Here is a 23,304-nt window from a genome sequence, read left to right on the forward strand (position 1 = left end):
AGAATTGATCTTAATGGGCGTTATCAGCCAATCCTTACCCCTCACTGGCCAAGTCAGAAGACCATAATACTCGATTTCATTATTCTCTAATAGGCATAGGAAATCCATCTTTTTTCATTAGAAACCTAATGATAGATCTTTTTATCTCGTTTGCCAACCGCCACACTGTTCAAGAAAAGTCTTAACTTAGCAGTCTGAGTTTCTGTCGTAGTATTTTTCCTCGCGCACTGGAGTCTCATTATTCGCTTTTGTAATCACAAAACTCGAGTAAACATATCTATCTAACCTCGTAACTCCCATGGTCCTTCTCTCAGAGCCATTGTGATGCTGACTAACGTCCTAGCCCCAGTCCGTTTGAGCTATGAAAGGGAATGGTGTTAAACGCAATGGTTTTGAATACCAGCTTAATGATCTCCTCCCCGACAACAAACAATTCACAGCCCTATCTCGTCACTAACCGACTGCATCGCCTCGATACTCAATGCGAGGAACGTATTAAGGTCCAGCCCTATCTCTTCGCACCTAATGATATTTTCTCTATTCACCTTACGCGCGAAAGACTTGTCTTTCATTCGCCTCCTCAGGCTCTTTGGTTTCATGCCCTCGAGTCTAGTAGGCCTTACAAGGGCACCAGCAACTATCATGCCAGAGATGGCATCAGCTGCAAAGAGACTGATCTCCATCCTACTCTCCGCTTTAACCCCTGTCATAGGGTTATGGGCCCTGATGGCCTTTAGTCCTATTTCGGGCAGGAAATTTTCCACTATCGAAGCAGATAGGAGTCCATGTCTGAGGAAGTCATTGCTGGTCCTTTCGTAGTCAACGTCATGGAGCATCCCTACAGCCTCCCAAAGAGTTGGGTCCTTGCCAAAATGATTTGCCATACTTTTCATGATTGCAGAGACTGCAATCATATGATTCACGAGATTCCTATTCTTAACATGATTCTTAACTAGCCTCAGAGACTCTTCTCGTGAGATCATATTTGAGAATTCGGAGCCATCCTCGTTTAAGCCTTAGGTCTCTGGTTTTTATTCATAACGAGCTGCGTGAGATTTTTAGCTAAAGGCTGAGAAATTAGAAGTTTGATATCTCACTGATCCGGGACCGAATCTCAAGTGCCCTTGATGCAAAAATCATTCTGAATTCTTCCATCTCACTCTCGCTGATCTCCTGCCTAGCCCTTGTCTTAACATCGACAAGAGCAGTGATCACGTTATTCCAGACCGCCCCAAACAAGGCACTTTCTACTGAGGTGATCACCCCTTGTTTCTTGTATAGCCTCAGAATCTGATACTTTTTCCTCAGGCTCTCCTCATCGATGTTTATGTCGATGATCTTTTCGACGCTCCCTCTTAAGGCAGGCTCCATCTTAAACGCTCAACTTCATAGAATCAATTCATTGGTATTTGGGATTTTCTCTATTTTTTTTGTTTACAGACTCATTTTCATGTTAATAGTTCTGAACCTCGGATAATTAATCTTCAACTCTGAGAATAGCAATTGGATAATGATCAACGAGTCTTAGCATATCCCATGTGACCTCTGTCAATCCGACCCCGAATCTCTTTGCCATATCCCAAACGGTTCTTCCTGCTCCATGTCCTCTAACCCTATGGGAGACATTTGCCAGCGTTAGAACTAAATCAGGATTTCGAAAGACTCCTGTTTCAACCAAAGGCGTGGACCTTGCAGTGAAGTTGAGTTTCCGCCCTATTAGAAAGGTCAAGAAACCTCCTATGTAGAGGATCCCGGAGATTGGGACATTCCGTGGACCTATGTGAAGATTTCTTCTAGAGAATGTAGTATCTCCGTCGACGATAATTACGGATAGATGGTTCCTAACATCATCTAAAGCAATTTGGATGGAGTCCGCGATTCGTTTTGGATCCTTAAGTGGGAGGCAGACGTAGGAATAGGGTAGATTGCTCGCGTCGATCCCACCCTCTGAATAATGTCTTAGAGCATGAATGAGTCCTACATGATCGAGGGCCACCTGTTTGTGTGCAGCTCCCTCACTGATAGGATATTTTTTCAACCTTTCGATGGTATGATCTCTCAGTTTAGCGAGTTTCCCGAAAGGACCCCCCCATAACCGCCTCATCCAGAATGATGTCAGAAGTTTAGCAAGTCTCCCAGGTTCGATCTGAGATTCATCGATAAGGTTACCCATGGCTGTAGAGATAGCCTTCTCTGAAATAGTGACAATATCACCGTCTTGAAGAATATTTTTAACCGATTCGACAATCTCGTTAACATAGTTTGTACCGGGTAGCCAGTACTTGGTCTTGATCCTTATCGCTGTGATCTTCACTTGGTGCACTCGACTATTTCTTTCTTCCACTTTATCAGTTTTTATTGATAAACGAATTGAGGATTCTTAAAAGGAATATCGGGTTTTTAGGCATTCTTTGAGTTTAAACAAGGCCGAGATAGCAGGTGAGCTATCATCACGGTCAATAGGCGCTATACCCTCCATGTCAGCCTCGACAACTGCTTCATCGTAAGGAACATACGCCGCTATTTCTACGCCGATGGCTCTCATCTTCTCTTCTATGAAGAGACGTTCTCTTTCGGAGCGGATCTTGTTCCCGACGGCGAGGACCTCTCGGACTTCAATCTCTTTAGCAAGTTTGATGACTCTCTTCACGGTCTCTACAGACTTCATCCTAGGCTCTATAACTGCGAGCATCGTGTCCATCCTCCTCGCTGTACCCCGGCCAAGGTGCTCAAGTCCAGCCACCATGTCCATGACTAAGATATCTTTCCTCTGGATTAGCAGGTGTTGAACAAGGACTCTCAAAAGGGCGTTTGAGGGACACATACAGCCGGCACCTCCATCATTCACTGTTCCCATCACAAGCAGTTGAACGCCATCGGGACCTATGACCCCGAATTTTTCGACGATATCACTAACATTTGGGGTTAGCCGAAAGACCTTGGTGCTGAATTTATTTGGGGGGACTCCTGTTTTTTCCTCGATGAGTCTCTTGTTCTCCGAGAGCGGAATGATTTTTTCAGCGATTTCTGAGGGTACACCCAGCGAGGAGGCAGTGTTAACGTTTGGGTCTGCATCGACAGCTAAGACGTTGTAGCCTTCCCTAGCTAACAATCTAGCAAGAGTCCCAGAGATGAAGGTCTTACCTACTCCTCCTTTCCCAGCGACTGCGATCTTCAAATCATTCATCCTATTTACTGGTTAAGCCTATCTTTTTAGCGAGTTTTTCAATTGCTTTGTAAGCAGGTGAATCGTCAGGGATGCCTAACAAGGGCTTGCCAGTTAAATTGTAAGTGGACACATTATTGTCTACCGGGATTAAACCTCCGTACTCGAGTCCAATATCATTTGCGCTCTTCATTAAGAGGTCCTCCAAGTCCGAAGTGAATCTATTGCCTACAAGATAAATGTGCTTTACATCGATATGAACCTCATCTACAATCTCCTTGATCCTTCTAGCGGTCTCTAGGCCCATTTTTGAGGGATCTGTAACAACAATCATGGAGTCGACGTCTCTGTCGGTCCTTCTGCTAAGATGTTCTAGACCAGCTTCCATGTCAAGGAAGGCCACCTCATAGTTCATCATTAGAGTGTCCAAGATTCTAGTGAGCATATTATTGACAAAGCAGTAGCATCCTTCTCCCTCTGATCGCCCCATCGCGAGAAGGTCGAAACTGTCCTCCTCGACGAGGGTCTGAAAGACATTAGCCTCAATAATGTCTTTTTTAGAAAGCATCGGCGAGAGCGTGCCATTCTCGATATTGTCTTTCAACTCTCTCGAGGACTGTCCTACTGTCCGTTGAATCTTAATTCCCAGGACATCAGGGAGGTTTGTGGCGGGATCAGCATCTACTACGAGGGAAATCTTTTCCGAATTCTGGATGAGCCATTTTAGCAGGAGGGCAGTGACTGTAGTTTTACCCGTTCCGCCCTTGCCAGATACCGAAATAACCAGTTTCGTTGCCATCAGGAAACTCTATAAATCATCGAAGAAAAAGGTTGGGTAAATCACTCGGACTCAGGGGGCCAAATATCCTCAATGAATTTCGCGATTCCTGATGAGTCGTGAGGTCCCACCGAAACGTTCCACCCGGAGGTCTCCTGGATCTCTCCACTGAGGCGTGCTGCTCTACCGGGGATTATAAGATGTCTGTGCTTTACCAAGTCCCCTACTTTTGTTTCGCTGAGGGCTTCGGCGACAGTGTCGGCGGTAAGTTGTCGTCCAGCCACTGCGGTATCCACCGAGAGTCCTTCACTGTCTACGACCACAAGGTAGCAGTCCAGCTTTGATCCTTCGATATCTGAAGCGACTGTATAAAATGTCAAAGCGAAGTTAGTGGTAAGAAGTACAGGGGAGTTTTCATCGGGCTTCCCGTAGGTTAGGACTCCCGCCTCGACGGCCAGTGGTGTCCTTGGGTCGGTGTAAATATTTTGCCTCAGGAAGACAAAAGGTAGTAATGCCCACCCGCTCACACTATGAACTATTAGTATGTCCGCGTATCTTGCGATGAGGGCGGATGCGAGCATGGCTTCGTTCCATTCGTTAATCAGGGGATCCTCCGTTTTCTCTGTCCAAGCCACGATGGGTGTGCCCAATAGGGGATAGCCAAGGTATTCCTCCTCTTCATTGATTGCGTTCCACCGCAGGACTGTAAAATTGTCAAGAGTCCTGCTAATACCTTCGTCCCCCTGGGTCCCCGGGTCAAGAACAATATTCTCCACACCATACTCTGTGAGAGTTCTAGCAATGCCTTTGAGGGAATTAAGGTCAAATGGAGCCGAAGCAACGATGGGGCAGTTGTACATTATGGCTAGGTCTGCCATCTCTTTCCAGTTTTCTTTCGTGGCGGCGTAGATGAGAGGCTTCCTGTTTCCAACTGCAGAAAGCGCATACTCCATTACAACAGGATTATGGGAGCACAAGAGGAGAGGCATATCCGTAAGTTCTGATGCCTTCTTCACTGCAGCCTCGAACTTTTTGGGGTCGTTTGATGTAGATCTGACTGCGACCATGTCAAGGGTAAGCTTCATGCCAATATACTCAAACTCAAACTCGTCGGCAATCTTGATTCGGGCCTCAAACTCCTCATTGGACATTTCGTCACTCACATCAATTGCAATAGGCGGGAGGTTGAAATATGTGAACTCATGGCGGTAGAGGACGTACTCACCACCAACTGTGACCGCTTTGTCTCCGGTGCCCACTTGTACCGCTTGTACAGCAGGCTTTAGTAGGACCCAGAGCTTGTTGTGAGCTTCTGTGAACTTGGGCTTGAGAAGCGGCGGACACTTTTGAAGGACTGCCTCTCGGTTAACTAGCTTAGCTGCGAAGGCCATACAATTGTTCTCCCCACACTCTTTGCAATTTGTCCCAGGGAGTATCTTATAGACCTCAATTGGGCTTAGTTCCTTTGCAGGCAAACATACACCTTCTATAGTTTGAGGGACACCCAATCTTGGGCATCACTCGGGTCTTTTCCGCTCATCAAGTTGTTGATAAGCGTCTTTATTGCCCGTACAGCGGCAGGGTGCATCATCATGAAGTAATCTACTCCCGCCATCAACAAGGTTTGTGCTGTTATAGTTTCCCAAATAGGCCCCCTAAGCTCTCTGGGTGCCCACTCTGCTCCCATTTTCATCCACGCTTCCCTAGCCGCCCAAGCGTTGGTGGCGCCTGATGAGATGGGATGGTTGAGCTCGGGGTCACCCTTTAGGGCTGCTAGTCTTGACCTTTCCATGACGGTGTATGCGTAGTCGAGCCCGTAACCTAGGGCCGCCGTAGTTGTGTCCATTAGTATATCCTCCTTGGGTAGGAAATCGTAGAGCTTCCGGTTTAGCTCCCGGGCTTTGTTGACATCCATGGATGTAAAAGCGATAACCGTATGGCCATTTTCTCTGATGATATCTGCTGTAGCCTTAATATCCATGTCTAAGGTAACTGAATTGAAAAGGATCCTCTCACCTGCTGTGGCCTCAGCAACGACCTTGAAGACCTCTAGATCCTTCTTTGGATCCCCGCAACCTCCAAAGGCGATTGGTACGTCAACGGCCTCAAGTACGTCCTCCATCGTCTTTAGGGCTGATTTTGGAGAAGCGTCCTCGATAAGCGGGTCGATTGTCAGCATATGAAGGTTGATCATGTCTGCGTCATACTTTTCAACGCACATTTTTGCCCACGCAGCCGGATCTGCCACTACTTCCCTAAAGTGCATCTTGACGGCCTTTGCCAAGGGGATTTTTTCCCAGTCAAAAACATCCATCGCAATTATAGGCCTATTTGGCGTCTTTGCTTGGAAATTATAAAATGCAGGGGCGGTCTCGCCACCGATGACAAACGATCTGTCTCTGGTACCTCCATCGGCTTTTGTGGCTCCAAGCCTAACCTCTACGACTTCTCCATTATATATGTGGGAAGGAAACCCGACTTTTTCCTCCTGGATTTGTGTTGGTTTAATGTTATTTATGATCCCTTGGGATGGAGTTACCGCAGGGGGACCCGTTATCATCCCAGGGGAAATTCTAAGCTCCAATTCGTCAAAACTAAGCTCAACATCTTCAAACTCTATTTCTTGGAACTTCGCGAGAGCTTTTAGCATGTCAAAGCTAATTGGGAGGTTCTCCTTCTTTTTATCCACCATTATGGACTAACTACCTTTATTGGCCTTTATGATCATCTTCTCTGCTTTGATCTTTGCGTTCTTCAGGATTATAGTAAAGCCCATACCTGAAGGGAACCCTTGATTTGGAAAGGCCGATGCCGGCACTTCAAGGGTCGGCACAGTGATCTCTTCAATCTCTGCTGGGGCAGAGTCAGGCTCCTCGCGCCATCTTTCTATTATTGGATGTTTCTTTTCTATGAGCCAAGATTTCAACTCATCGAGATCGGAAACATCGGATTCGGTTGCGATCATGGAAACTATTTCGGGTGGTATGAACTCCTGGACTCGTTCCTTTATCTCTTGGGGCATCCAGACCACTCTTTCCCAGCCTCCGTCTGCATCAAGGAATTTCAGGCTTCTCATGTATTCTATAGATAGGCCGTGGAATCCGTCCACTTGTTTACCGCCAGCGGTTAAGTCAGAGATTGTAACGAAACTGAGGCCGTTGACTGTATCTCCTTTAAAGTTTCGGTGAACTATTCCAAATCCATCGACCTCTGGGATTAAGAACGCGCATCCTTCGAAACAGCCACAACTAGTGTGGGGATTACCAAAGGTTGTGTATAGTTGTACTCTCTCTATCTCTCCAAGGGATTTCTCTTGCATGACCTTGTTGACGCCCACATACTCGCCCGTGTCAGCGTTGATAACCTCACCTTTTGGGATCTCAAAGACCGGCCCTTTTGGATCTACTTTAGCGGTTGCTTTTCCATCAAACCAACTGATAGCCCCGCAATTTGCGTATCTTTGAGGTGTGATAACGCAGAGATGGGAGGGAGCAAAGCTCTGGCAAAGCTGGCACCCATAAAAGACATCGACATCATTGTCGCTCATACCTCTTGCCTTTGCATCTCGCGCTTCATATATCTCTAAGGCTTTGTTGTACCCTTCCTTTACGAGGCCTGGCTCAGTGATGAAAGTCATTTGGATCTTCTCGATGAATGACATCTCACTCTTAATGAGTCGCTTGAGGACCTCGCCCATATGTTTAAAGCTATTGAAACCTTTCTCGAAGGACTTTTTACTTATCCTCATTTGGATATCGTATCGCTGGTTGAGGTGCATGAAACCCTCTATAAAGTTACAGTATTCGTGGATTCGGCGCTCAATGACGCCTTCAATATCTTTTTCAGCCTCTTTTCCCGCGACCTCAATGAGGAGACCGAATGGCGTGTTTGTTCTCTCGGGTAAACCAGATATATCTTGACCGTTTATCATGATTTTTCCATCCTCAATCTCATCCATCCCTCTGACTTGGACCAGTTCGAATTTATATTGCTCTCTGGGGCCACCAAGCTCGAGGCGCATATCACGGCCTCTAATGCGTTCGCCCTCGTATATGATGCCGACATCCACGGGGATATCTTCAAACATTGACATTACGACTTGTTCTCCTCTAATGCAGTTAGTATTTCATCTAAAGATTCTTCCCATCTGCCTTCTGGCAACGTCCCTAGGCTCCAGCTCGCATTGGGCTGATAGGTCTTTTCAAGACTTATTATTCTAAGATCCGGTGCAAAGTTCTTTAAACCAGACTGAACGAGCCACTCGATATAATAAGCGAAGCCCGCAAAGATCACTAGGTCGTATATACCTGCTCCGTCAAAGCCCCCCCAGCTTGGATCTCTTAGCCTGTCCCCAAGATTCATGACTTGGATACTGAAGGCGCTTTTGGAGCCCCTCTTTAGGAACTCTTTTATTATATGCCCTGTAGCTGCCACCGAAATATTTCCATTTTTAGACATCCTTATCGCTGAGTCGACAAGGTTCCCGTCCTTAGTTGTTGTAAAAGGTGCTTTCGAACCCACAACAAGTAAACACCTTTTCGACTTTTTCACCATCGCAGCCACGACTGTTGGCTTTGGAAAGATATTGGCCTTTTTCGGCCCGGGGATCATCGCTGTCTGACCCAGAGTTGTTTTAGCTGATATCACTCATGCCTCCTAACCATCCGATCCAGCATAGTCGGGTCAGGGAATGCAATCTTGTCCGCATTCCAGTTCTTTTCTATGAGGTATTTCTGAATTTCGTCTTTCATTGTGAAGGGTATATCCGCCTCCATTCTCACGAAGAGCTGGAGATCGTCCGGCATACAACCGTAGTGTCTCTTATGGAGGTCAATATAGTGACTTAGTTTAACCGCTCTTCCCTTGGAAGTGTCATTAGGGCGCATCGTGAGCTTAGCGATCATCACCATTGCCTCCTCAACAGTCTCTGCAGCATAGAATAGATGCTCAGGGACCGGGCCCACATAGACCTCTTTTCCTGTTCGGGCGTCTTTGACAGTCCAGTCATCGTCGTTCTCCTTCCTACCTAACAACATACGTCTATACTTGGCTCCATGAGGACCCACTACGACAGGGATTCCCAGCCTCCAGCATCCTGCAGCAATGGAGGCAGCTTTCTGGGACATGGCTCCCCAAGCAAGTCCAACGGCTCCGACCCTGTTATAAATATAGTCCGCAATCTCCTCGTAGTTTCCCCTTAGGGGACGTTTTGCAAATATGTTAGCGATCTTTATAGCGGCTCCAGTGATGTGAGCATTCGAGACACAGCTGCCTACATTCACTAAGCCTCCTGCGTCAAAGATCCCAGGATAAGTCTGATAGAGGTTCTCCCCATCCTCATTTTTCACCATTGCTATGCTCATTGCAGAGCAGCCAGAAGCGACTGTAATGAAGCGGCGCCTTATGAACTCGTCTGCTATTCTGGCTACATCGTCCCCTCCAGCGGGGAAGTTTGCGCAACCGACGAGGGCCAGGACTCCTGGGATTTCTCCAAAAACTATTGCCCGCCCTACTTCCCTGATCTCAGTGTCCTGGATAGCACCTCTTCCAATTCTCATGGAATACTTTTCCTTGAGGATGCTCTCTTCAGCTCCCACGTTAAAAAATGAAATAATCGGGAAATTCTCGGGGCAGGCACTCTCACACCTAGCACATCCAACACAGGCCTTGTAAAGACTGGCGAGAAGTTCAAAATCTCCATTTGCTGCTGCCTGAACTGCATCCCTAATTTGGAGATTATGAGGGCAGGCCCTTATGCACTCAGAGCAGGATCTACAGGTCTTTGACATCTCAGCGACTTTTTCACGTGTAAGTTTCGTTGTTATTACTCTTTTCGGCCTAATTGCCATCGCAGTCTTGACTGCAACCTCGCCCACCTTTCTCGGGTCTAGTATGAGGGCACCTGGAGCCCCGTCCTCAAGCATTGAAGCGATAATTTTCTCTGGGGCCTCATCAGTCATATCGGGGAGACCCTGGCAGCTTTTCATAGTCGTGGCGATGATGGGTGCCCCGATTTTCTGTGCCTCAGTGAGTATGTCGGTTCTGAGGCATTGGGCATCTATGACGATGAGGTCAGGGATGCCGGACCTGACGAATCTTAGTTGCCAGGAAATCGGGCCTATGATCTTTGCTCTTTTATCATACCGTGTCATGTCGTGGGCAGTGCAACAAATGCCCCCTATCTCGACCTCCCCAAAGAGATCATGATCCATCAAGTAGTCTATGATATCGATGCTTGGGAGGACGTTATGACCGATGCATAGAATAACGGGCTTTGTCGGGTCTACAGAGCTAAAGCCTATATCCGCTAAAGGGGCCTGTGGATCTCCTTTTGGGAAGCCAAGGGTGGCTATCTGTGCAATGTCCGCTGCCTCGAGTGCCAGATGATCGAGCATCCCTGCATGGAAGGTCTTCGACTCAAAGTCAAGAGGATCTCCCTCCTGGCCTGTATGGGTCACTGCTATCAGCTCTATAAGTTGTGTCTCAATGTAATCTAAAACATCCTCAAGATCCTTCAGGGTTTTAGGTCTTAGACCGCAAATAAGCCTAATGTGGGGGGCCTCTACATTAGTATTCATCGCCACCTCGAGAGGACTTTCTCTCCCGTACAGCTCTATGAGGTTTTCAAGCATGTGCCTTGCGTGAGCTGTATGAGTGGAGGCTCCAATACAAGCTGCGAGAAGCACAATCCTCGACTGCTGACCCGCCATGGTTATGCCACAGGCGCCTTTCTTGTCACCCGTTAAATCACATTTGCCGTAGGTACAGAGGCAACATAGGTCACAAAAAGGCATATAGAAAGGTTTGTAACGCTCCAAGAGCCTCCTGTCCCAATTTCGAAAGGTACCAAGACCAGGAAATGGGGTTGGACCCAACTTTTCTTCCCAATCTTCTTCAAAGATCCTTCCGACCTCGATTTCAACCCCTTTGAAGGTGCCAATTGCCGATGAAAGCTCGCTAAATTTAAGTTTTAAATCTCTCTTAGACAAGTCAACACTTCCAGTAGTGATCTTTACTCATCTTTTGTCATTTATAATAAATCTTTTTGCGCAAAAATTTATTCATATAAACCATAACTCTAAAGTGAACTAATCGGGACCGCTTTAGAGAATAGCTTTTTCAGATAAAATGAGTGATTATCTCCCAACTCTCTTTGAATAGGCCGTGTCTAAACGCGAATATTAAGAAGTGCTTCCCCGAGAACCTCATAACCTCCCTTATCCTATCCCTGAAATCATCCTGGTAACAATGAATCTTACACTTTTTGCATGTGGGTTTAGGGTCCAAAGGGCAAAGCATTCTTCGCTCCGCTGAGTATTCTAGCAAATCGAGGCAGTCTTTACACAGAAGAGGGGCGGGGAGCGCCCCCAGCATCCAAAACTTCTCCGAAGGTTCCCAGTGAAACTTTTCAGACAAACTATGTTGTTTTCCGCAATAGACCCGAATGAACAATATAAGGATCTTGACATCTATATCTACTTTTCTACTCACAGGGAACCCTCATTCGTTATTAATCGATATCCACAGTAGTCTCGTCATTTTAAATCTCCCGCTTGGTTACTTTAAAACATCCAAAGAAACTAAACCTATCAGAAAAATAATGATCCCCGTTTCCTTGTGATTATTCGTCGCATGTGCTTTCCTATCTACGGTTATAATATTTACATGCTATCGACCAAAAAAACAGACTAATCCCACATCAGAAGAGAAGAACTCATCACTCGCGCGCCAAAAGACTAACCCCTTGAATTAACCAAGTGAAATCCATTTCGTCGATAAAGTAGATAATCAAATTGACTGTTAAGGCATATTACCCTACAACGTTAATGAATATCTGACAATGCTGCAAAACCTTCGTAAAAGAAGACAATTATTCCCTTCACAAATTGAACAATTTTGAACGATCCCCCTCTCCTTGAAGCCGTATAGTTTTTATAATTAATGTAGTATGCCTAACCAATTCACAGAGGCTTTATGATGTTAGGTATCAGAATACACGGCAGGGGCGGCCAGGGGGCTGTAACAGCATCAAGACTGCTGGCTGACGCATCCTACAGGGACGGCAAGTTTTCCCAGGCGATCCCAATGTACGGCACCGAGAGACGGGGAGCCCCCCTAGTCGCCTTCGTTAGGATCGATGACATCCGAGTAAGGGAGCGTGAACTGGTCCACGAACCTGATATTGTAATTGTTCTTGACCCTCTGCTGAGCAAAGAGCAGAGCGTGGCATCTGGGATTAAGAAAGGCGGACTCCTTATCGTTAACTCCCATCTGCCTCCGGAGAAGGTACCGATAGCCGGAGACATCAGAATCGCCTCGGTTGATGCTACGAAGATCGCACTTGAGACCTTGAAACGCCCCATAACAAATACTGCGATTCTGGGTGCCTTCAGTAAGGTTGTCGGTTTCCCCTCTATGGAATCTATAGAGACGTCTATCCACAACCAGTTTCCTGGGAGGATCGGGGAGATGAACATCGTAGCCATCCGCCAGTCATATTCTGAGGCTAGTCTTCCTGTGCAGGCTACTCATAAGGAAGCAGAACTTGATGCGCCTGAGGTCGGAGTCCCCGGTTATGGGGTTCTTAAAGACGTCTCTTCATGGAGGGTCTTTACCCCCATTATCGATCTAGACCAATGTACAGGGTGTAAGGCATGCTGGCTCTTCTGCCCTGAGACCGCTATAAAATGGGAGAACCTCCTACCGGAGATCGAGTACCGTAAGTGTAAAGGCTGTGGAATCTGCGTTGAGGAGTGCAACGTTAAGTGCATTTCGTTCGAGAGGGTCCTTGTATAGGAGGCGATGAAATGTCATTTGAAGTAATGGTTGGAAACAAAGCCACCGCCACTGCGGTGAAGCTAGCAAGGGTCAATGTTGCATCCGCGTTCCCTGTCACACCCCAAACCACCATTACCGAGTATCTTTCAGACATGATTGCAAACGGGGAGCTGGATGCAGAGTTAGTCAACGTTGAGGGGGAGCTCAGCTCTCACGTCGTTGTCCAAGCCGCATCTAGGGTCGGAGCCCGCACCTTCGTTTGTACCTCTGGCCCAGGGCAGCTATATATGCATCACCCGATGCACCAGACCTCATCAGATAGACTCCCGGTAGTCATGGCCACAGTTCACAGGGGAAACAAGAGCATGCAGCCAGATCATACTGACCTCATGTCCCAACTTTGGACGGGGTGGATACAGCTTTACGTGGAGCACAACCAGGAAGCTTTGGACACCTGTCTTATGGCCTACAAGATCGCCGAGGATGAACGGGTCCGGCTGCCAGTTGTCTTCGGATACGACGGATACGTCCTGAGTTACACGGCTGAGCCTGTGGAGATCCCCCAACAAGAGGACGTGGACGAATGGCTGCCACCCAACAGGCCTATGCCAAGTATTCTTCCTGACGAGGTCGACTCAAATAGCTTCGGTATGAACATCAGGGAAAACGACCCCCAAATGCGTTGGAAGGTCCATCATGAGGCGATTTTGGATACCAAGGATATTATCACTGAGGTCAACGAGAGCTTTGGAAAAAAGTTCGGGCGAAATTACGGCAACGGGCTCATCGAGGAGTACAAGACGGATGGTGTGGAAGCCTTTATTGTTGCTATGGGATCCCTCGCGGGAACTGCTAGAGCAGCTGTGGATAGGCTCCAAAACGATGGTAATAGTGTCGGGCTTCTTAAGCTCAAATGCTTTGTGCCCTTCCCCACAGAGGAAATCCAGAAACTCGCTGCGAATGTTGGTGCTATAGGCATGATCGATAGAAATGTTTGCCTTGGCCATGGTGGGGCCGCATATACACAGATTAGGAACGCTATATATGATATTAAGGACAGGCCTTCCGTGCTTGAGTTCTTCGCAGGGATGGGGGGAAAGGAGGTCCGGGTGGATGATATCTACAATATCGGCTTGAAGACGCTAAATGCCGCAAAAGACGATAAGGTACATACCGCTGAGGTGTGGGTTTAAGAGGAATTAATTGAGGTTAATGCGTAATGAGTCAGAGAATCAACAGATTTCAGATACCCATGGAGGAGATCACCATCACCCCTGGCAGCGCGTGCTCGGGATGCGGTGCTTCCCTCGCTGCGAGGCTCGTGTTCAAGGCTATTGGCCCCAATGCTATCAGGCACAGGATTCCCAGCTGCCCCGATGCCGTCACCAGCCACCCTATGGCAAGCTCAGTGTTCGAGGGAGGTGGTGCAATGCTCACAGGTACGTGGAGGGCCCTAAAGGCTATAGGAAGGACAGACGTCCAAGTGGTGGGCCTCTTCGGAGACGGTGGAACTTATGACATTGGATTTCAGGGTATATCAGCAGCCGCCGAAAGGAACGAGAACGTCTGGGTCATTGTAAAGGACAATGAGGCTTATATGAACACGGGGAACCAGAGGAGCGGGTCGACTCCCATTTTCTCCTATACCTCGACTACTCCAGTAGGATCGGTGATAAAGGGGAAGCAGATGAGGAAGAAGAATATCGCAAAGATCTTTGCAGCCCATGGGATACCCTACCTTGCAACTGCCTCGGTGGCATACCCCGAGGACCTCATCTCTAAGATCAACTACGGGAAGACGGTGGAAGGCTTTAAGATGCTCATCATCCATGCCCCTTGTCCCGTAGGGTGGCGCTTCGACGAAGCCAAGACCATCGAAATAGCCCGCCTCGTGGTCCAGACCGGCATCTGGCCTCTCTTTGAGATCATTGACGGCGAGAGATTCAAGCTGAACTATAAACCTAGGGAGCTGAAGCCTGTAACTGAGTACTTGAAGCCACAGGCGAGGTTCAGGCACCTCACCGACGATAACATCTCCGTGATCCAGGAGGAGACCGCAAAGGAGTGGATGACTCTCCTTAAATCTGAAGAGCTCGGACGAGTTCTACTATAAGCAGGAGAAAAACTGTCTTTTTTTCTTTTCTTCCTAGTTCTGTTACTATTTCATGGAGAGTTAGGGTAGTCGTAGTAAGAAATGCCTTTAAAACCTTCAAACTGGATGTTAGGAAGATGGCTCAGAGAGGCAGAAAGACGGAGGCATACATCCTGATGGCCCTGGCTATCGTCATCAATGTCCTTATCGTCTACGGGTTCATCACCAGACCTGTGGTAGCATACCACCTCTCAACGCCCCTGGAGTATAACGGGACCATCGATCTGAGCTTGGAGGATCTCACCGTTGTCTTAAAAGCGAGGAATCTAGGAGGCACTCCTGCCCGTATATCTTATAGCGTGAGGCTCTACAACATGACTCTGACCCGCCCTTGGGCCCTCGAGGTTTCTCCATTTAACGACTTTACATTGATCAGAGTTCCCTTGGAATTCCCGCTTAAGGCCTCAGGAAGGGACGAGAGTGTCATCACCCTCAACAGGAAGGGAGACCCAGATTATCTGGTTCTCATCTTCTCCTTGGAGACCTATAGGAACCTTAATCCTGTCACCGGATTCTTTGACAGCTTCGAGGTACAGCAGCCCGAGCGTCCAACGGCACTATTGCTCAAGCGGCTCGAACCGGGCGTCTATAAGCGGGTCACCAAAAGATAGTTGAATTAACCCCTGGGTAACTCATTTTCAAGCTTTGACAAGGAAGATAGGTTTGAGAGGGTTATGGCTGAGGAATCATAGGAGAATTAGTGTTGTAGTGGGGCACTATGAGGGAGTCGCGTCCCCCTCTGCTTATAACGTGATTATCTGCCCTACATTCGCGCGCGGAAGTAGCCATCCAGAAGAAGTTACCAGAGCCCATCCGCATTTTACTGCATTTTGGATAGAAGATAGTCCACAACCAACGCGGTAATGTCCTTCTCCGTGACGGATTGGAGTCCCTGCCATCCTGGTGTGCTGTTAAGCTCAATGACATATGACTCGCCGTCGTCCTCTGACCGGAGGATATCAACGCCGGAGTACTCTAGGCCTACCGCTGCTGACGCCTCAACGCTGAGAATAACCAACTCCTCCTCGAGGTCATATGGCTCAGCTCGACCTCCCGCTGAGATATTGGTCTTCCAGTCGTTCGCCATCCGCTTCATGGATGCAACAACCTCCCCACCGATGACAAAGGCCCGTATATCCTCGTTACCATGGGGGATGTATTCCTGAATGTAGTAGACTCCATGGGTCAGCTCAAGGGCCCTGAATATTCTATAGGCGACGTCCTCATGGCTAACCCGACTTATCCCCAATCCAAGGCTTCCGAAAAGGGGCTTTACCACGACGTCTCCTCCCAACTCACTGAAGGCTTTCATCGCTTCGTCAAAACTCTCTGTCACAACTGTCCGGGGGGTCTTGATTCCGGTGTCTTCGAGTCGGGCAGAGGTGTAGTATTTGTCTACGGCGATCTCGATAGCATCAGCCGAGTTGAGGACGTAGACCCCTAAGTCTTCAAGGCGGTGGAGGGTGTCCATCCTGTAAAAGACCCGCTCAGCAGTTCCTCCGGGGACTTTGCGGACGATAATGGCGTCATAGTCATCAATGGAATAGCCTCGGACCGAGAGTCCTGGCTTCAGCCCAACCCCTGACCGGAAACGGGTGGCGGGGAGAATGTAGGCCTCAGCGCCCCTCGCTTTGAGCTCGGACATAAGTCTTTCAACGTGCCACTCTTTTGGATCTGACGCGACTATTCCTGTCTTCAAATCTTCAGCCCGGCTTATGTTTCAGTTATCAATATCTCCCCGTTTCCGCCTACCGCGTTATCCCCTCGATATCTCCTGAAAGAGGTATCTAGGTACTTCCCGGCTGACTTGATCCCAAATTGGTCTCGAAGCTGTCGTAGGTAGAGTTTCATAAAGTCAGGGCGGAAAGTGCCATCATAAACGTAAGTGGGTAAGAGGGAATCAACCCCTCCGAAGCAGGCAATAAATCCCCCGTTCCCTTTTGCCCCAGCCCCAACCCTCTTCGCGACCCTCCCAAAGACGAATATTTCACCCCCGTTCATATGGACTCCTAGGAAGGGGGCAGCATTCCCCTGAATCACGAGCATCCCCCGGCGCATGAAGGCCCCGGCTTCTAAGCCTACACCTCCACCCACGATGATTACCCCCCCTGTTATTCCCTTGGTGCCACCTCGGTAGGCCGCTCCGAGCTGGTGACCCGCATCTTTATGGATCTTCAGAAGCCCCCCCTTCATCTCGGCCCCGGCCCAGTTAGATGCAGAGCCCGTTACAATCAGCTTCCCTCCCTCCATCTTAGCCCCAACATGCATCCCGACGCTACCCTCTACGATTATGTGACCAGCCGTCATACCATAACCGATGTACTTGACGTTTTCACACTCCCCTTGGATTGAGATTAGTTGGTCGGACGATATCTCAGCTGTTTTTCCATTCACGTAGAAGTAGTCTTCGAGCATTTGAATAGTGTTACCAATGTAGACAGGGAGTGAGCGGACCTCCTTGATGGTTTTCCCAATCACTGAGTCGGGGGTGATAACCTCAGCTTCCATGGACAGATCAGTTAGATTTTTCGGCTTAAGTTTGAGTTCTTTTATCTACTCCACCCCCAGGGCCTCCCTCAGCCCTAACTTGAATTTCCCTAGCTTCCCCCCAAAGTTGACGGCGGTGATCCACTTCACACCACCCACTTCAGTTGCGGCCCTTATACCTGCCGCCATGGCCTTTATCACAGAGGGCTCGTCGAGGCCATTGAGGATTACCTCAATGACCGAGTTGCATCCAACGGGGACCTGGGAGTCTGGGAAGGTGTGCTTGATTGTGGGACAGAATGGGGTGTTGGTGGATGCCTTCAGGAAGGCATAGGTACTCCCTACCTTGCTCCCGCTCCTACAAAGCCCCCCGGGGAACGGGGCGATAACCCCTGGAACTTTCAAGATCGCCTCAACCGCCCTCTCCGAGGCCTCTAGAGTTACATCCTCGTTCTCCCCCATCACCAGAAAGTTGCCTCCGGCCACGGCTTTCACTGCCCCAAACTTGGCTTCTACTAGGAACTCTCCCGCCATCACCGGGATCCTCCAGAACCGCTGGCGCTTTCCCCATCCGTCCCCCATCCTCATCTTAACCTGATATCCGTCTCCGAAGAACCTGAGGCTCGTTCCCACGTCAAGCATGTCATCTGCCTCTTCCTCTGGGATCCCGTTAAAGATCGCAGTGGTGGGGCAGGTGAGCACACATTGCCCAATCCTGTTGAGCATCGACTTTGAAAGCCGTTTCTTGGAGAACCCAAAGATAATCACAGAGACCCCGGGACGTCCGTTGGGGGTCTCCTCAGAGGGGATCTCCCGCTCTATCCCGGCCTCGCAGTCGCACGCGATAACACTTGTCGCGAACCCTGTCATCTCCCTTGCAGCGATGTTCGCCCATTTCAGATTCTTCGCGGTGATAATAATCCTGGCGCCCCACATCCTAAAACCTTCAGCAAAGGTATCCTCGATATCTACGCCGTTTAGCGCGAAGCTCATCAGATCCACTTTCCATTAGACTTCAAAGGGACCCCTCTTGGGAGGTATGTATCCTCCACCGGATAGTTCCTGAATCCCACCGTGTAGTAATTTTCGAAATCTTCCTTGATCTCCTTCATCACTTCTGCCTTCAGTTTCTCCGGCACCCAAGAGTCCACCCAGAAGGTGGAGCCTAAGGGTGTGGCCGTGACTTCGCCGTCTTTTACCACGATCTCGCCTCCCTTGATGGTATATGCTGCCCGTGTTAGGGCCTTCTCAAGGTCCTTGTACATTGAGGGCCTCCAGGTCGTGGGATCCAGATGATAGACGGAGACGTCTCCATCGGAGTTAACTCCTAAGTGGCCCTTGTCATCGAGTCCAAGGGCTTTCGCGGGGGCGGCCCGAGTAACCGTGGCGATTTCGCCGAAGGAGTACTCCCTGTAAATGTTTGGGAGTGTGGTCCTACGGAGTACCGACTTGTTCATCTCCCTCATGATGTCGGTACGGGCCTGACGACTCATGAGCCAGGCGATCACAGTTGGGTAGAATGTGAAGGGCCCTCCGTTAGGGTGGTCTGTGGTCATGTAGACCCTCCACGGATCTTCAATGAGGAGAGCCAGCTCCAGCCCGATGCCCCATTGGATAGCATTGGTTGGATTGTCTTTCTCGAAGCTGTATGGGACGACTCCTGCGCCAGCCTCCATCTCCACATCACTGTTAACCCACTTATTTCCAGTGATGTTCCATAGCCTAAACTGCCAGGGACCGTCCCCTGTCATCGTCGTGGTGTCCGTGAATATAACCTGACCTAGGTCGATGGTTACGTGTTCATTGGCGTTGACGTATTTTGCCACCTTTTTGGCCCCAGATTTTACATTCATCCAGTTATCTCCATCCAGGGAGTTGAACTGACAGTGTACCACGTGGACCGTCGCCCTCCTCCCGTCAGCTGGCTTAATCCCCTTCACGGCCTCCATAGTTTTGATGGTGGTCTCACAGTTCCCCGGCACCCCTAGATTATTGCAGTGCAGATTGATGGTGTGGGGTAGCCCTAACTCTTCGTTCGCCTGGGCCAGCATCGTTATGATCCGTCTTGGTGAGACCTCATAATTGTAGACCAGGTCGTCTAGACCCCCGACGTTGCTGCCCCACTTCCAGTTTTCGACGCCTCCCGGGTTCACAAGCTTAATAGCGTACCCCTTCGTGGCCTTGAGGAGCCAGGAGACGAAAGCCTTGAGCTTTTCGATGTCCCCCTCTTTGACGTATTTTAGAGTGAAGTGGTTATTCCCAAACAGGGTGAATGCCCCATTATCGATTATTGGTGTGTCGTTGAGCTCTTCATGGACATGGCGGGCTCCCATAGGGGACATCGCAGGCTCCATCACTACTGTGTAACCCATCTGGGCGTACCTGTAACCGGTGATAAATGTGCTAGGACAGCTATATCCCACCCCAGCCCGAGTCACCGTGGTCCTAGGGACCACGTCCCTTCTGTGGTCCTCGGGGCGCATAAGACGCCCTATATTGATCTTGGAGCCCGCAATGTGGCTATGGATGTCCACGCCCCCCGCCATCACAATCTTCCCTTTAGCATCTATGACCTTGGCGTTTCTGTCTACTTTCTCCACGACCTTCCCGCCACTGATGAGCACGTCCATTGCATCTCCATCGACACCGTTCAGTGGATCGTAGACATATCCGCCCTTGATCCTTAGGTCTCCTATCTCAGGTATCCTCCTTGAGAGACTTTACCCTCTTTATTATCATCTCCAGCACCTCTCTGTCTGATTTTATACCGGTATGGGGCTCAACAACTTTCTTCAGACTCAGGCTAAATCCATCCATCCGATAAGCAGTGCCCGCGACCTCGATGCCGGCAGTGGCCACGGGAATTACTACCTTGCTTAACATAGTTGTAGGTGTGACTTTTTGGTCTAGGGTGATCGTGGGGATCTTAGCAAGGTGCTTTGCCGCATCGGAGGGGAATGTCGATACGGGGTCCGACGCAATAATGATCGCTGCATCGGGTTCTCCTCTCGCGAGCATGTCCACGGCAGTGTATTCCCCTGGGTTGTAGCGAGGATATCCCCTGGCAAAGTCGACGGCATAGGGGTAGCCTGTCTGCCAGGTGGTGACGGCATTGGCCCCGGCGACATTAAAGTGGCCTCGCATCGGCGTGAGAACGAACTTGGTGTGATGATTGAGCTCGGAGACGAGGCCCACAGCAGCATCAATATTCATGTGTCTCCCTTCACTCTGAGTAAGCCCGAGTCCGAAGAAGATCACGCCCATCTTAGCTTTTTTCATTCTCTTCACGAGAACTCTAATCACTTCTGCGGGGACCCCTGAGACATCTTCTGTGATCTTGCTGCCCCTCACAACAGCCCTAAGGGCTAAGAGGAGCTCAAAGTCACCTCCGTGGTCTACCTTGACAAACTGGTCGGCGATCCTGGATGTCTTAGTCTCCCGGACGTCCAACGAGACGATATAACGGCCCCTCCTTCCATCAGGAATATAGAGTCCCTTTGGTGTCACGGAGTAGCGCACAAAGTGCCGGATATGAGAATCACTTGGATTAGCCCCCCAGAACACGACGAGATCGGCCCTGTTCTTTACTTCTCCAAGGCTAGCTTTGGACTCTCCCACCTGCTGAAGCGCGAGGATTGTGGGTCCGTGGCAGACGGAGCTGGTGTTATCGAGAACTCCGCCCGTGATTTCCGCGAGCTCTACGCAGGAGGCAACAGCGCCGCACTCTGTAGAACTGAGACCATAGATGATTGGCCTCTTGGCGGAGGCGAGGGTCAACGCAGCCATTTCAATAGCGTTATCTAGGGAGGACTCCTTCCCCCCAACAGAGGAGATATTTATACGGTTCATATTGTGACTCATGAACTTGGCTCGGGAGACGGTACAAGCATTTTTGGTCTTCTTGATCTTATTCCCCTCTACCGTGACCTCAAGGTCGTCGCAGAGGCAGCCACAGAAAGTACAGACGACATCAGTGATGACCGCCATTAGGTCTCCTCCTTCAGGGTCGCGATGAGGTCAGTCAGAGACAAGACCCCCGTCACGGATGAACTAACCTCAGCCTCAACCCCCTTGAAGTCAGGAACCCCTGTTCCATAAGTCTCTGAGCCGAAGACCTGATTTGCCCAGAGGCTATACGGAAAAAAGGAGGACCCAGGCTCCAGTTTAGCGGAGACCCTTGCGGATACGACCACGGAGCCGTGGGCCGTCTCGATCTTGACGGGATCACCTTCCCCGATCCCGAGCATTCCAGCATCCGCAGTACCTAGCTCGATGTAAGTAACGCTCCTAAAGTACTCTTCAGATGTCTTCCCTATCTCGAGGCCTACACCTTGCTGGGAGGTCCTGCCGCTATTGAGGATGACTTTGATCTTCTCCATAGCTTCTACCTCGAATCAACCTAATTTCACAGGGAACAGACTTAACATTTATGAAAAAGATTACTAACTCTGAAAGCCATTTCTAGCGTGCTCATAGTAGACTTTAATTGTTTTTTCTAGTTGTCCTGGTTCAGTTTAGATGGGGGCGAAGATTGTGTCTTCGTGCCTTTCCTTCTTTATTGTAATAAGAATCCGTTCTCAGAATTTTATTTAGGTTTATGTATTAATCCTAAAAATGTAACAATCTGCTGGCGAAGAAATCCACGTTTATAATCAGCCATGATAATTTCCAACGTGGGTCCTCTTAGAAAAGTGGTATACACGTGCGCTCGGATTTCATGTGAATTTGCCTCATCCACTGGGATCGATCTTATTGAGTCTCTTTACCTCCTTCAGAGCCGCCAAGGCTACCTCGATCATGCTGGGCTCCGGTTCCTGGGTGGTGAGGCGCTGCATGGCGAGACCTGGGGTTATGACCAGCTGCATGACGGGGGAGTCTCGGTACTTATCGCTGACTTTCAGAACTTCATATGATATGGCCCCCAAGACGGGAATAAGGATTATCCTGTAGGCGATCCTCATCATGAAGCTAGACCGGGGGAGAACCGAGAAGACCAGAATGCTGATGATCATCACAATGAAGAGGAAGCTGGTCCCGCACCGGGGGTTGAGCCTCGAGAACTCAGCAACGGTCTCGGTGTCCATGTTGGCCCCTGCCTCATGGGCATTGATAGCTTTATGCTCCGCCCCATGGTATTGAAGCACCCTCCTAAACTCCCCCCACCGAGAGACGAAGAAGAGGTATAGCCCGAAGAGTGTGAGGCGTACTGCGGACTCGGTGATGTTGAGGAAGAACCCGGTTAAGCCGAGATAGTTGGCTAGGAGGAAGGGGGTCACCATGAAGAAGCCGATCATGCCGACCACAGCAACTAAAACTAGTACGTACTCCTTCCAGGTGAATTCTTCATCATCATCCAGGGCCACATTAGCTGAGTGGAATATTCCTTTGATCCCAAAGTACATGGTCTCGAAGAGGATAATGATTCCACGTATGAAGGGGAGCCCCAGTACCCGTCCCTGCTTTACCCTTGAGTTTATCTCCTGGTTGTAGGTAGAGATACCGCCATCGGGCTGTCTGACGCATATCACCACATGGTCGCCTGATCGCATCATTATTCCCTCAATGAGGGCTTGGCCGCCGAACGCAAGGGACTGCTCCTTCTTTCCAGTAGATTTAGCCATGAGGTGATTTATGATTCCTCAGCGGTAATTAAAAACTATCCCACTTTACACATTTGATGGACCATAGATTTGGATTCCAAGATAATGGAAGTAACTCCTAACCGATTGGATGTGGATGATAGAACTGTCTTTTTATCTAAAAACCCAGACAAAAGGGTCTGGCTAGCCACTGTTTTTTTTGGAGCCTATAGCTGAGAGACTTACTACGCCCTGGACCCCTATTGCCTTGAGGATCTCCAGGGTGAACGCTATAATGATGGTATTGCTCTGGCTCTTGCTCACGTCATTCACCGTAGAGAGGATTCTTAACTGCATGGCGTTG

Annotated in this window: 23 protein-coding genes; 4 read left to right on the plus strand and 19 right to left on the minus strand. The window is 49.2% G+C overall.

Annotated features, from left to right (window positions below; genetic code table 11):
• Positions 1-434 precede the first annotated feature (434 nt).
• The 11 genes from QGG23_01305 to QGG23_01355 form a co-directional block, all read right to left on the minus strand.
• Entirely contained in the window at positions 435-983 is a 549-nt protein-coding gene (locus QGG23_01305) for an HDIG domain-containing protein (GenBank protein MDP6048075.1), read from the minus strand.
• Positions 984-1,077: 94 nt separating this feature from the next.
• Entirely contained in the window at positions 1,078-1,371 is a 294-nt protein-coding gene (locus QGG23_01310; protein MDP6048076.1) for a hypothetical protein, read from the minus strand.
• Positions 1,372-1,477: 106 nt separating this feature from the next.
• Positions 1,478-2,323, minus strand: coding sequence for a coenzyme F420-0:L-glutamate ligase (locus QGG23_01315; GenBank protein MDP6048077.1), 846 nt, complete (start codon positions 2,321-2,323; stop codon positions 1,478-1,480).
• A 57-nt stretch (positions 2,324-2,380) separates the two neighbouring features.
• Positions 2,381-3,187: an AAA family ATPase gene (locus QGG23_01320; GenBank protein MDP6048078.1), complete on the minus strand. Its 807-nt coding sequence runs from the start codon at positions 3,185-3,187 to the stop codon at positions 2,381-2,383.
• A 1-nt stretch (position 3,188) separates the two neighbouring features.
• On the minus strand, positions 3,189-3,965 hold the full coding sequence (locus QGG23_01325; protein MDP6048079.1) for an ArsA-related P-loop ATPase: 777 nt from the start codon (positions 3,963-3,965) through the stop codon (positions 3,189-3,191).
• Positions 3,966-4,006: 41 nt separating this feature from the next.
• Positions 4,007-5,419 carry an acetyl-CoA decarbonylase/synthase complex subunit gamma gene (gene acsC / locus QGG23_01330; GenBank protein ID MDP6048080.1) on the minus strand — a complete coding sequence of 471 codons (1,413 nt, stop codon included), beginning with the start codon at positions 5,417-5,419 and terminating at the stop codon, positions 4,007-4,009.
• Between the two features lie 11 nt (positions 5,420-5,430).
• The gene (cdhD, locus tag QGG23_01335; protein ID MDP6048081.1) at positions 5,431-6,636 is read right to left on the minus strand and encodes a CO dehydrogenase/acetyl-CoA synthase subunit delta; all 1,206 of its coding nucleotides are present in this window, start codon (positions 6,634-6,636) and stop codon (positions 5,431-5,433) included.
• A gap of 6 nt (positions 6,637-6,642) precedes the next feature.
• Positions 6,643-8,031 carry a CO dehydrogenase/CO-methylating acetyl-CoA synthase complex subunit beta gene (gene cdhC / locus QGG23_01340; GenBank protein MDP6048082.1) on the minus strand — a complete coding sequence of 463 codons (1,389 nt, stop codon included), beginning with the start codon at positions 8,029-8,031 and terminating at the stop codon, positions 6,643-6,645.
• A gap of 5 nt (positions 8,032-8,036) precedes the next feature.
• Positions 8,037-8,591, minus strand: coding sequence for a CO dehydrogenase/acetyl-CoA synthase complex subunit epsilon (gene cdhB, locus QGG23_01345; GenBank protein ID MDP6048083.1), 555 nt, complete (start codon positions 8,589-8,591; stop codon positions 8,037-8,039).
• Complete coding sequence (gene cdhA, locus QGG23_01350; protein MDP6048084.1) at positions 8,588-10,933, minus strand: CO dehydrogenase/acetyl-CoA synthase complex subunit alpha; 2,346 nt, start codon at positions 10,931-10,933, stop codon at positions 8,588-8,590. The genes cdhB and cdhA overlap by 4 nt, the downstream gene beginning before the upstream one ends.
• 130 nt (positions 10,934-11,063) lie before the next feature.
• The gene (locus QGG23_01355) at positions 11,064-11,435 is read right to left on the minus strand and encodes a nitrous oxide-stimulated promoter family protein (GenBank protein ID MDP6048085.1); all 372 of its coding nucleotides are present in this window, start codon (positions 11,433-11,435) and stop codon (positions 11,064-11,066) included.
• Between the two features lie 483 nt (positions 11,436-11,918).
• Here QGG23_01355 and QGG23_01360 point away from each other — a divergent pair, with 483 nt between their 5' ends.
• The 4 genes from QGG23_01360 (at position 11,919) to QGG23_01375 (ending at position 15,485) form a co-directional block, all read left to right on the plus strand.
• Positions 11,919-12,740, plus strand: coding sequence for a 2-oxoacid:acceptor oxidoreductase family protein (locus QGG23_01360; GenBank protein ID MDP6048086.1), 822 nt, complete (start codon positions 11,919-11,921; stop codon positions 12,738-12,740).
• 11 nt (positions 12,741-12,751) lie between these two features.
• Positions 12,752-13,915 carry a pyruvate ferredoxin oxidoreductase gene (gene porA / locus QGG23_01365; GenBank protein MDP6048087.1) on the plus strand — a complete coding sequence of 388 codons (1,164 nt, stop codon included), beginning with the start codon at positions 12,752-12,754 and terminating at the stop codon, positions 13,913-13,915.
• A 26-nt stretch (positions 13,916-13,941) separates the two neighbouring features.
• Positions 13,942-14,835, plus strand: a complete 894-nt coding sequence (locus QGG23_01370) for a thiamine pyrophosphate-dependent enzyme (protein MDP6048088.1) — start codon at positions 13,942-13,944, stop codon at positions 14,833-14,835.
• A gap of 116 nt (positions 14,836-14,951) precedes the next feature.
• Entirely contained in the window at positions 14,952-15,485 is a 534-nt protein-coding gene (locus QGG23_01375; GenBank protein MDP6048089.1) for a hypothetical protein, read from the plus strand.
• Between the two features lie 209 nt (positions 15,486-15,694).
• On the opposite strand, the gene QGG23_01380 is transcribed toward QGG23_01375, so the two are convergent.
• The 8 genes from QGG23_01380 to QGG23_01415 form a co-directional block, all read right to left on the minus strand.
• On the minus strand, positions 15,695-16,573 hold the full coding sequence (locus QGG23_01380) for a RimK family alpha-L-glutamate ligase (GenBank protein MDP6048090.1): 879 nt from the start codon (positions 16,571-16,573) through the stop codon (positions 15,695-15,697).
• A gap of 14 nt (positions 16,574-16,587) precedes the next feature.
• Positions 16,588-17,427: a formylmethanofuran dehydrogenase subunit C gene (locus tag QGG23_01385; GenBank protein MDP6048091.1), complete on the minus strand. Its 840-nt coding sequence runs from the start codon at positions 17,425-17,427 to the stop codon at positions 16,588-16,590.
• A complete protein-coding gene (gene fhcD / locus QGG23_01390) occupies positions 17,428-18,354 on the minus strand; it encodes a formylmethanofuran--tetrahydromethanopterin N-formyltransferase (protein ID MDP6048092.1) in 927 nt (308 codons plus the stop codon).
• Positions 18,354-20,057, minus strand: coding sequence for a formylmethanofuran dehydrogenase subunit A (locus tag QGG23_01395; protein MDP6048093.1), 1,704 nt, complete (start codon positions 20,055-20,057; stop codon positions 18,354-18,356). The genes fhcD and QGG23_01395 overlap by 1 nt, the downstream gene beginning before the upstream one ends.
• 1 nt (position 20,058) lies before the next feature.
• Entirely contained in the window at positions 20,059-21,348 is a 1,290-nt protein-coding gene (locus QGG23_01400; GenBank protein MDP6048094.1) for a formylmethanofuran dehydrogenase subunit B, read from the minus strand.
• The gene (locus QGG23_01405) at positions 21,348-21,740 is read right to left on the minus strand and encodes a molybdopterin dinucleotide binding domain-containing protein (GenBank protein MDP6048095.1); all 393 of its coding nucleotides are present in this window, start codon (positions 21,738-21,740) and stop codon (positions 21,348-21,350) included. Before QGG23_01405 ends, QGG23_01400 begins: the two co-directional genes overlap by 1 nt.
• Before the next feature lie 351 nt (positions 21,741-22,091).
• Entirely contained in the window at positions 22,092-22,982 is an 891-nt protein-coding gene (locus QGG23_01410) for a DUF1385 domain-containing protein (GenBank protein ID MDP6048096.1), read from the minus strand.
• 162 nt (positions 22,983-23,144) lie between these two features.
• Positions 23,145-23,297 (minus strand): hypothetical protein, encoded by a 153-nt coding sequence (locus QGG23_01415; GenBank protein MDP6048097.1) that lies wholly within the window; start codon positions 23,295-23,297, stop codon positions 23,145-23,147.
• Positions 23,298-23,304: the final 7 nt, after the last annotated feature.

This window comes from Candidatus Bathyarchaeota archaeon (genome assembly GCA_030739585.1).
Classification (GTDB): Archaea; Thermoproteota; Bathyarchaeia; order TCS64; family TCS64.

What these genes read in the sequence shown, in the direction of transcription:
- QGG23_01325 (MDP6048079.1), bottom strand. Translation starts at nt 3,965, where the DNA reads ATGGCAACGAAACTGGTTATTTCGGTATCTGGCAAGGGCGGAACGGGT.
- QGG23_01400 (MDP6048094.1), bottom strand. Translation starts at nt 21,348, where the DNA reads ATGGCGGTCATCACTGATGTCGTCTGTACTTTCTGTGGCTGCCTCTGC.
- cdhC (MDP6048082.1), bottom strand. Translation starts at nt 8,031, where the DNA reads ATGTTTGAAGATATCCCCGTGGATGTCGGCATCATATACGAGGGCGAA.
- cdhD (MDP6048081.1), bottom strand. Translation starts at nt 6,636, where the DNA reads ATGGTGGATAAAAAGAAGGAGAACCTCCCAATTAGCTTTGACATGCTA.
- QGG23_01375 (MDP6048089.1), top strand. Translation starts at nt 14,952, where the DNA reads ATGGCTCAGAGAGGCAGAAAGACGGAGGCATACATCCTGATGGCCCTG.
- porA (MDP6048087.1), top strand. Translation starts at nt 12,752, where the DNA reads ATGTCATTTGAAGTAATGGTTGGAAACAAAGCCACCGCCACTGCGGTG.
- QGG23_01405 (MDP6048095.1), bottom strand. Translation starts at nt 21,740, where the DNA reads ATGGAGAAGATCAAAGTCATCCTCAATAGCGGCAGGACCTCCCAGCAA.
- QGG23_01370 (MDP6048088.1), top strand. Translation starts at nt 13,942, where the DNA reads ATGAGTCAGAGAATCAACAGATTTCAGATACCCATGGAGGAGATCACC.
- QGG23_01415 (MDP6048097.1), bottom strand. Translation starts at nt 23,297, where the DNA reads ATGCAGTTAAGAATCCTCTCTACGGTGAATGACGTGAGCAAGAGCCAG.
- QGG23_01410 (MDP6048096.1), bottom strand. Translation starts at nt 22,982, where the DNA reads ATGGCTAAATCTACTGGAAAGAAGGAGCAGTCCCTTGCGTTCGGCGGC.
- QGG23_01310 (MDP6048076.1), bottom strand. Translation starts at nt 1,371, where the DNA reads ATGGAGCCTGCCTTAAGAGGGAGCGTCGAAAAGATCATCGACATAAAC.
- QGG23_01320 (MDP6048078.1), bottom strand. Translation starts at nt 3,187, where the DNA reads ATGAATGATTTGAAGATCGCAGTCGCTGGGAAAGGAGGAGTAGGTAAG.
- fhcD (MDP6048092.1), bottom strand. Translation starts at nt 18,354, where the DNA reads ATGAGCTTCGCGCTAAACGGCGTAGATATCGAGGATACCTTTGCTGAA.
- QGG23_01305 (MDP6048075.1), bottom strand. Translation starts at nt 983, where the DNA reads ATGATCTCACGAGAAGAGTCTCTGAGGCTAGTTAAGAATCATGTTAAG.
- QGG23_01360 (MDP6048086.1), top strand. Translation starts at nt 11,919, where the DNA reads ATGATGTTAGGTATCAGAATACACGGCAGGGGCGGCCAGGGGGCTGTA.